This window comes from Streptomyces sp. XY431, from assembly GCF_001279805.1.
In the GTDB taxonomy this organism is placed as follows: domain Bacteria; phylum Actinomycetota; class Actinomycetes; order Streptomycetales; family Streptomycetaceae; genus Kitasatospora; species Kitasatospora purpeofusca.
Window position 1 is genome coordinate 83,722 of the sequence record NZ_LGDO01000036.1, and the last position, 8,838, is coordinate 92,559.

Annotated in this window: 7 protein-coding genes; all 7 read right to left on the minus strand. The window is 71.5% G+C overall.

Features of this window, described 5'->3' with window-relative positions:
• Positions 1-29 precede the first annotated feature (29 nt).
• Positions 30-1,157 (minus strand): hypothetical protein, encoded by a 1,128-nt coding sequence (locus tag ADK60_RS06240; RefSeq protein WP_053643897.1) that lies wholly within the window; start codon positions 1,155-1,157, stop codon positions 30-32.
• On the minus strand, positions 1,154-1,462 hold the full coding sequence (locus tag ADK60_RS06245) for a helix-turn-helix domain-containing protein (protein ID WP_053643899.1): 309 nt from the start codon (positions 1,460-1,462) through the stop codon (positions 1,154-1,156). Before ADK60_RS06245 ends, ADK60_RS06240 begins: the two co-directional genes overlap by 4 nt.
• On the minus strand, positions 1,459-2,211 hold the full coding sequence (locus ADK60_RS06250) for a hypothetical protein (protein ID WP_159400322.1): 753 nt from the start codon (positions 2,209-2,211) through the stop codon (positions 1,459-1,461). Before ADK60_RS06250 ends, ADK60_RS06245 begins: the two co-directional genes overlap by 4 nt.
• 2 nt (positions 2,212-2,213) lie before the next feature.
• Positions 2,214-2,498 carry a hypothetical protein gene (locus ADK60_RS06255; protein WP_053643903.1) on the minus strand — a complete coding sequence of 95 codons (285 nt, stop codon included), beginning with the start codon at positions 2,496-2,498 and terminating at the stop codon, positions 2,214-2,216.
• The gene (locus ADK60_RS06260; RefSeq protein WP_234370962.1) at positions 2,495-3,286 is read right to left on the minus strand and encodes a hypothetical protein; all 792 of its coding nucleotides are present in this window, start codon (positions 3,284-3,286) and stop codon (positions 2,495-2,497) included. The genes ADK60_RS06255 and ADK60_RS06260 overlap by 4 nt, the downstream gene beginning before the upstream one ends.
• An 86-nt stretch (positions 3,287-3,372) precedes the next feature.
• Positions 3,373-4,098, minus strand: a complete 726-nt coding sequence (locus ADK60_RS06265) for a Crp/Fnr family transcriptional regulator (protein WP_053643905.1) — start codon at positions 4,096-4,098, stop codon at positions 3,373-3,375.
• 124 nt (positions 4,099-4,222) lie between these two features.
• Complete coding sequence (locus ADK60_RS06270; RefSeq protein ID WP_053643907.1) at positions 4,223-8,677, minus strand: hypothetical protein; 4,455 nt, start codon at positions 8,675-8,677, stop codon at positions 4,223-4,225.
• Between the last annotated feature and the right edge of the window lie 161 nt (positions 8,678-8,838).

Here is an 8,838-nt window from a genome sequence, read left to right on the forward strand (position 1 = left end):
CGGAGAGTCCGGGTTCCGTCCGGTCCGCGTCAGACGGTGACGCCCTGCGACAGGGTGCGGGCCTTGCCGGCCCACTCCTCCGTGTACGCGATGCCGGTGGTCATCCGCTTGACTGCGGCGGAGATGTCCTTGATCGGGGCCCTGAGGTGCCGACTGAGGCGGACCAGATCGCTCGCGGACGTACCGAAGGAGATGACCTGGGACAACCCCCCCCGGGCCGACTCGCTCAAGGAGATGATCTGCTCCAGGAACTCTTCCGTTCCCTCGTCGCGCTCGTCGGGCGGCGTGGACTCGACGAGGCCCAGCGCGGCCCTCACTCCGCTGTCCAGGGCCGTCATCCGCTCGGCGAACGCCCCGGCGACCGTGTTCAGGTCCTTGGCCGGTGTGCCGATCGAGTCAGCGTAGCGGGCCACTGCGGCGAGCCGCGCGCTCGCTGGCGCGTTCGCCTGGGTGAGGTCGCGCATCTCGGCACTGCTCCGCTCGCTCAGCGTTCCGATTGTCTCGATCGTCCTGGTGATGGCCTCCACGTGGGCGGTCATCGCGTCCAGCCCGTCCTCGAGTGCCGCGAAGTCGTCGAGCAGACCGGGCGGGTCGTCGTCGACCGCCTCCCCGGTCTCCTCGGTGGACGACGCTTCGCCACCGGGTTGGAGCCCGAGCAGCACCCGCGCCGGCGTCAGCATCTCGAAGCCGTCCCGAAGGCCGGCCTCCAGGGCGGTCTCGATCTCCCGGCGGGCCCCGGCCAGATGACTGCGCGTCCGCCGGTAGCGGATCGTCCGGATCGACGCGATGTCGAAGGGCAACTGGCCGGCCTCCCCGATGTGGATCGTCGGTTTGCCGGTGATGTGACGCAGCCCCAGCTCGTACATCACATTGGGATTGCCGCCACTGACGTCTGCGATGACGAGGTCGGACTCGATGACGTGCCGGCAGATCTGCTCGTTGATGTCGCCGGCGTGGGCGATGCCGTCGGCGCGCACAGCGGTGATCTCGTACCTCGCGCACGCCGGGGCGATCACCTGCTCGAAGATCCCGAGGTGGTGTTCGTACGCCTCGCGCTCGGGGCTGCCGTGCTCGGCGTACGGATCGCCGATCGAGCCGATGACGAAGCACGTCCACGGGCGGTTGGACTGCTGCGGGTGAGCCGACGACCCGTTCATGAGGGGTCCTCCGTTCCATGGGGGTGGTTGTCGTCGAACCGGGCGGCGTACCCGGCACCGGCCCGGAGGTCAGCGGCGTACACAGGGCGTTCCTCGATGCCGAGGGAACGCAGCAGGAGCGCGGTCGGGATGCGGTAGCGCCGGCCCATCCGCAGCACGGGGCAGGGGAAGGCCCCGAGGCGGATCAGCCTGTACGCGGTCCCCGGGCAGACCCCGAACGCGCGGGCGGCGGTACGCAGATCGACACTCAGGGGCAGGTCGAAGGCCTCGGCGAACCCCAGCGGCGGACCGGACCGCGCGCTCACCGCCGGGCTCCCGCGGGGCGGAGTGCCAGTGTGCCGATGAGCTTCTCCTCCTCGTGTCGCCGGGCCCGGAAGACCAGCTCGGGCAGGCCCGCGCAGTACGCGAGGGCGCCGAGCCGCTCCCCTTCCCGTCGGGTCCGCGACGTGGTGAAACGCAGCGTCGCGGCCAACCCGTCCCGTTGGGGCGGGGGTGCGATGTGCAGTTCCCAGGCGTCGGCCGGCTGAGGCGGCCCGTCGGGCCGAGCCGTGGCATTACGGGCGTTCGCGAAACGGGCGACGTCGACGACGGGGATCTCATGCGCGACTCGGCCGGCGTAGGCCCACATGCCGCCGACCCCCGCCCTTATGAGGAGTCCGCCCGTCTCGGGGTGCTCCGGGTCGGTCTCGTCGAGGGCGCTGAGCACCGCCAGAACGGCTTCCGCCTCCAGATCGCCACGCTCGACCCCGAACGCACGAAGGATCCGGTGCAGGCTCCGGTACAGGCCGGGAAGGGTCAGCCAGAGGAGGAGCGAACGGCCGGTGCCGTCGCCGCCTCGGGGCTCCTGCTGGGCCTCGGCGGCCGCCTGCCGCCAGATCGCCGCGCGCAGGGCCTCGTTGTGCTGCTTCCCGTACAGGGCTTCCCTGCACTCCGCCGGGGACAGCTGCACCGGGGCGTGAGGTCCGCTGCTCACCGTGAGGATTCGCCGCGCACCGCCGGTCGGGTCGAAGAGCGCTCGGTCGATCACGGCGAACGCGCCTCCGGATTCGGGCATGGTCATTGGTTCTCCTTCTCCGGCCCGGTGGGGCCGACCGTGGACAGCACTCCGGCGACTCGCGCGCAGGTGCGCATCAGCGAGGTCAGCGCCGCCCGCAGGGACGCGAGGTGCTTCGCCGGGATCGGACTCGTGGTTCTCGAACCGGCCCGGGACGAGTGGCCGGCAGGGGCGGGCGGGTGGAAGTGAATGCCGCCGTGCACGTCGTGGCCGACGTTGACGCCGTAGCCGGTCCGCTGGGTCCCGCCGCCGTGGAAGGGGGGCAGATCCTCGTCCGGGTCGTTCACCAGGCCCGCCAGGGGCCGATCGGTCGGGGGATCTCGGGCAGGCCGACATTGACGTCGCCGCCGACGTCCCGGCCGACGTTGACGCCCCGGTGGACGTTCTGGGAGGTCGAGCCCGTACTGGTGACGGGCTGCTCGGGTGACGGTCGCGGCTCCTCCTGGCCCTCCGTGACCGCGCGCATGTCGTCCGGCCCGTGGCCCGGCACCCGGATCCATCCGTAGCCCCCGAACTCCTTGGCCTGCACATGGGCACGCAGGTACTGGGCCGGGTCGAGGCCGGGGTGCCCTCCACGCACGATGTCCTGGTACAGCCGGTCCGACACGATCACAGCGAGGTTCGCGGACGTGAGGGCGGCCAGGGCTCCCTTCAGCTGGGGCGCGTTCACGAAGCGGGCCACGGCGACCGGTGCGGGGCCGGCGTGGCCGAGGGCGGCCTCCGCGGCGACACCGGTGTCGATGGCCAGCCGAACCCTGAGGCGCGGGGAGGCGGGGCGCGCGTTGAGGGCTCCGAGGCAGAACACCAACTGGTCCACGAAGGAGCCCAGGACGGTCGTCTCCGAGGTGCTCTCGGGGAGGACGGCGAGCTCCAGGTCGCCCTGCGGCTGGCGGGTCCAGCCCGATCGGTCCAGTCCGGCCCTGGCAGCCGCCTCGTCCAGCAGCCGGACGAGGTCGTACTGGGCGTCCGACTGGGCCCGGGTGTCGAGGCGGCTGTACTGCTCCAGGTCCGCGGCCAGGCACAGCCGGCGGTGCGGGACGGTGTCCGACGTTCGGCAGGTCGAGGGATCGATCATGACAACTCGCCACCTTTCCAGGGGTGTTGGGTGTGGTGCACGCCAACTGTGCGGTGGTGGTGGCCGAGTCGCCGAGGATCTCGTATTTAGGCGGTTCTCTGGCTGGTTCGCCGGGTGGCCGGCATGCTGAGCCGGGCCACCTCGCGCAGTCGGGCGAGATCCCGTACGTAGGTCTGGCGTTCGCCGGTGGTGATGAGTCCGGCTCTCCGCAGGTCGGTGAGCCGCTTGTGCACGGTGCTCGGTTTGGACCCGATGAGGGCGCCGAGTTCGGCCTGCGTCAGGCTGACTTCGATGCGCACCGAGCTCCGCTCGCGTCGTCCGTAGGACTCCGCAAGTTCGACGAGCACCCGGGCCAGCCGGACCGGGACCGGGTAGCCGCCGAACTCCAGCCGCAAACGGTCGGACCGGCGCAGCCGGTCGCAGACCACCTGGCTGAGGGCGCTGAACATTTCGGGGGCGGTTCGGGTGAGGGTCGGCAGTTCGGTCCCCGGGATGACGGTGGCAACCACGTCACCGCAGGCGGTGACGGTCGCCGTTCGCGGGCCCAGGTCCAGCGCGGCGACCTCTCCCACCACGTCGCCGGCGATCCTGATGTCCAACAGCGACGTGCGGCCGCAGTCCAGGCGGCCGGTCACCTTCGCCACTCCCAGGTGGAGCAGTACCAGATCCTGGGCGTGGTCCCCCTCGTTGATCAGTACGTCCCCGGCGGCAAAGCGGCGCCGGGTGCCCACGTGTTCGAGGGCCGTGCGTGCCTCGTCCGACAGGCCGTGCAGGAACGGTGAGCGACCGTTTGTGTGCGGGGTGTCATTCATGTGCCCAGGAGAGCACGCCGCTGCCGGGGCGGTGCGGGAATCCCGTCAGGTTCCGGTGCACCGACGCACTGCGGGCGCGCGGCGGCGCGCAGTCGGAGCACCACCGTTCCGCGCGCCGAGGAGGTCAGCCCCGGTCGGCGCTGCCGATCGCGTCGGCCACACCGTAGGCGCCGAGGAGCAGCAGGTCGTCCAGGAGGTCGAGAACCTCGGAGCGGCGTGCGGCCGAGGTGGCCTGGCTGTGGGCGCGGACCAGCAGTTCCCCGATCTGGTGGGCGTCGGCCGCCGCGGGGTACGCGAGGTCGGCGATGGTGGCCCCGAAGACGGTGAGGAAGCGCCGTACGCACGTCAGGACCAACTCGTCGACCCGGTCCGGGGCTTCCTCGAGCGTGATCAGCAGTTGGGGCAGGGCCGACTCGAACGCGGCCGACTCCATCAGCGCGGTCACTGTGCGGCGGACGGGGCCAAGCCGCTCTCCGCGCAAGGCGACGGCGACGCCGGCGGCGGCCTCCCGTACCGTCTCCTCGGGGTCGTGAAAGAAGTGGACGAGCGCCCGGTGCGCCAGGGCGGCGTCCCCGGTGTTCACCAGCCGTCGGGCGCACACGTCGGCGGCACCCTGTCGTTGCGCAGGGTCCTGCCCGGCGAGCACCTTCGTCAGGAGGTCCGGCATCTCCCACTCCATCGCGGCCAGCGCCGCGACCTGCCCACCGAGTCGGCGCACCGGCGCGGTGGGCGAGCGGAGCAGTCTTTCCATCATCGGTCGGCCCGCCGCCGGGTCGCCGTGGCACAGGGCCACGAGCAGGCGCGACACCTGGGGTGAGGCGAGAAGGTGGTCGGGAGCGTCGGTGAGCACTGCGAAGGCCGCTACCGCCGCAGGGCGGTCGTGGCGAAGCGCGGCGTGCACCGTGTGAGCCGCACACGCGCGGACGGCGAGGGACGGGTCGCCGGCCAGGGCGCTCAGGTGAGGGATCACCAGGGCGGCCCGCGAGCCGTCGGTGTCGTGGTGGAGCAGATCACCCAGGCCGTCGGCGGCACTGCCGCGCACCGTGTTGATCCCGGCGGTGTGGAGATCGCGATCCTCCTCCCGATCACTCACCCCCTCGGCGGTCTCTGTTTCCTCGGTGCCGACGGTGGCGAGAGCACAGGTCAGGAGGGCCTCCACCAGGTCGAGGGGTACGACGGGGAGGTACTTCCGCACCGCCCACGCCAGCCAGCGGTCGTGCGCCGTCCTGTTCTGGCTCGCGAGGTGACGGACAGCCGCGAACACGGTATCGGGGTTGTCGACGGGCTCCGCGTCACCCAGCCCGAGGAGGAGCGATCCCCCGTAGGCGGGATGCAGCGAACGACCCATCCGTGCGGCGAGTCGCGCGAAGCGGCCCGGGTCCTCGGCCGTCATGTTCTGCAACACATGCGACAGTTCCCGGGCCCCACCCGTACAGGTGGACCAGTCGGTGCGGTCCTCGCTGTGCTTCCGCATGGCACCCAGCCACTGGTCGTCGCTCATGCGCCGGGCCGTCTCCAACGGGATCGGCGAGCCGATTATGCCGCCGGTCACCCCGGTCGGCTCCGCCGGCGCCGGTGCATCGGCATGCCGCCTGCGGAGCTCTCCCAACCGACGTCGCGCCCGCTCGGAGAGCCGGTCCTCGGGGAGCGCCGTGAGCAGAGTGAACTCGTGCCAGGGCGACAGCGTGCCGTCGGAGGGGAGCCGCAGATCGAGGATCAGGTGCTCCAGCCGGGCGAGGGTGCTGTCCGGTACCGTGCCGCCGATGGCGCCCAGGACCTCCCGTGCGGTCCACGCGGCATTGGACACGTAACCGGACAGCAGCCGGTGGGTGCCCTCCAGCAGGATCGCGGCGGACCATGGTGCGAGGGCGGGGCCCGCCCCGACGAGGGCCTGGTAGAGCAGCCATTGCGCGGTCTCGTACGGCGAGTCGGCGAGTCCCGCCACGAGCTCCCGGGCGCGATCCGGTGTCCGGTTCGCCAGGATCCTCAGGGCCTGCGCCGTGCCGTGGAGCAGGGCGCCGCCGAGGTCGTGCGGGGTGTTGTCGGGGCTGCGGAATGCGAAGTGCCTGTCGTGGACCGGGCGGCCGGGGCGTTGCGCGAGGGAGGTCAAGGCCATGACCTTCAGCAGTACGGGCAGCAGCCGGGCGCAGAACTCCTCCGGCGCGCCGAGTGCGGCAGCGGTGACCGTTCCCACGGCCGAGTGGTCCCGGGAGAGGAGGAGCGCGACTCTGCCGTCCTCGTCGACGCGCAGCGCGTCCGGTCGCCCCGACACCAGAACATCGATCAACTCGACCACCCATGCGGGACGTTCGTCGGCCAGCTCGTGGACGGACCGCCAGAGAAGGTGCTCCTGGTCGACGAACAGGCCCGCGCGTGCGGCGGCGACGACCAGGTCGAAGAGCGCCCTGCCGTCGGCGAGGCGGGCGAAACGGATGATCCAGGCCAGCCAGGAGCCGTACCTGGGATCGGAGGCGTGCGGCGCCAGCAGACGCGCCACCCGGTCGGGGAATCGATCGGCGGCGGCGCCCATCATCCGCACCGCCCAGTCGTGCTCCCTCACGTCGGCGCTGCTCAGCCACTCCTCGATGACCGCCTCGTCGTCCGCACGGCGGAACCAGGCCGCACTGCCGATCGTGTTCACCAACTGCCCCTGGAACGGCGGCCGGGCGTCCAGTACGCGTGCGACGGTGCCCCACTCACCGGCCGTGGGGTCCTCCAGGCCACGCAGCACGGCCAAGGTGAGGTCCTTGAGGTGGTAGCGGATCCCGGGGGCGGTCAGCAATGCCTCGACCTCCTCGGTGAACCGCTCCGGCTCCAGGTCACGCAGGTGGTCGAGGACTTGGCGGACCTGTCCCCGGCGGAAGAGCTCCTGCTCCCCGTCGAGGAGGAAGCCGACCAGCCTCTCGTCGCGCCGAAGCCAGCCCCGGGCGAATGCGTAGTCGAAGAAGCTCTCGTGGAAGAAGGCCAGTTGTCGACCGTCGCGGACAAGGAGGTGCTCGGAGACCAGCACGGCCCCGCTCGCGGCGAGGTCGTCGGTGTCGAGCACGCTGTCGGGCACGGACAGCCGCTGCCGCGTGCTCATGGCCGTGACGACGGCCGCCATCGCGTCGTGGAAGCGGACGGAGGGCAGACGCCGCAGGCACTCCGTCCGCTTGGTGTCCCAGAAGGCGTCGAAGAGCTGTTTGGTGGTGCGGAACGAGAGGGGTTCCCGCTGGTCGGCGATCCGGGCCAGGAGGACGAGGTGCAGCGGAGACCGAAGCAGCGCGCGCTGCTGCGGCGCCACACCGGACGCGTCCAGGCCCATGCCCGTGATCGCGGCGTCCACCTGGGCGTCGGAGAGCGGTTCGAGTGGGATACGTGTGCAGCGCTCCGGTGCGGTGAGTCGACGGATCCGCGGATCGGCCTGGGCATCGAACGCGCGGCAGACGAGGACGACGCGCAGGGCGGGGTACGCCGTCGCTTCGGCGATCAGGTCGGCCACCGCGTCGAAGGTGTCCGGGATGCGCCCCGAGGCCAGGCTGACCGCGTCGAGCTGGTCCACGACCAGCACGCACGGCCGCCCGGCGGCGACGGCCGCAAGGGCGCCGACCGGGGACCCGGTCAGGCCGATGCGCTCCCCCAGCTCATGCGTCGAGTCGAACGGGGCCAGCCGGTCGAGACGGAAGGCGAGTACCGGAACACCCTGGGTGTCGAGCTCGTCGAAGGCCTGGTGCAGTACGGCGCTCTTCCCGCCACCGGCGGTGCCGGTCAGAACGATGAGCTGTTGGGTGTCGGTAGTCGTGGCCAGGGCCACGAGGCGATCGGCCTCTCGGCGGGGGATCGGGGGACGGAGCAGCTCACGTCCGACGCTCGCGGCCCACTGTCGCGTCGTCCGGTTCACCGCGTCCGTGGCCCCGCCCCCGTCGACGAGACCGACCCGCCGCAGGCCGTAGTTCCGCAACCGGTCGACGATCGTCGGGCCGTCGAGGGTGGTGCCCGAGCTGTTCAGCAGGAGGTCGCCGAGCGCGAGTGCCGCGAGCCGCCCCGGGGCACCGGCAAGCGCCTGCTCGGCCAGGACGGCGTTGGTGTTCACGAGGTCCCGCTCGTTGGGCCACTCCACCCAGAGCCCCCTCAGCATGTGCCAGGCCGTCTCGGCCGAGCCGTAGATGTCGCGGGCGGTCAGGGTGTCGAAGGGTCCCTGGAGTTCTCGCGTGAGCCATTCGGACGTGAAGGAACGGGCGTCGTCCGAGCGCCGGGCACGGTCGGTGAGTTCGTCGACGGCACGGGCGGGGATCACGGAGACGAAGTGGAATGCGCGGCCGGCCTCGACATGGGTCCGCAGGTTGTGCCACACCTCCTTGTCACGGAGCGAGGCGACGTTCCAGCTGTTCGCGTTCCGGTTCTGCCGCTTGACCTGGTGCACCTGTGTCCCGCCGTTGTGACGGTAGGCGAACTCGACACCGTCCCCCAGCGGAGCGGATGGCTCCAGGGTGATCGACGTCCCTCTGCCCAGCAGTACGTAGAGGGCGTGCCGGATCGTCCAGGCTCCCTCGTACCGGTTTCCGAACTTGTCCGCCTCGCCTGCCGGCCGGGGTGCCACCGCTGCCTCCTGGCTTCGTCCGGGCGAGCCGGGCGTCCGCGCTCGCCTGCGCGGACGGTACCTCACAAGTCGGGCACAGCACCGCGGTTGGAGGGAATCCACTCGATGATCCAGGCGCGCTGGTCTCCGGAGTGGGGGCGACCGGAGGATGAGGGGAGGGG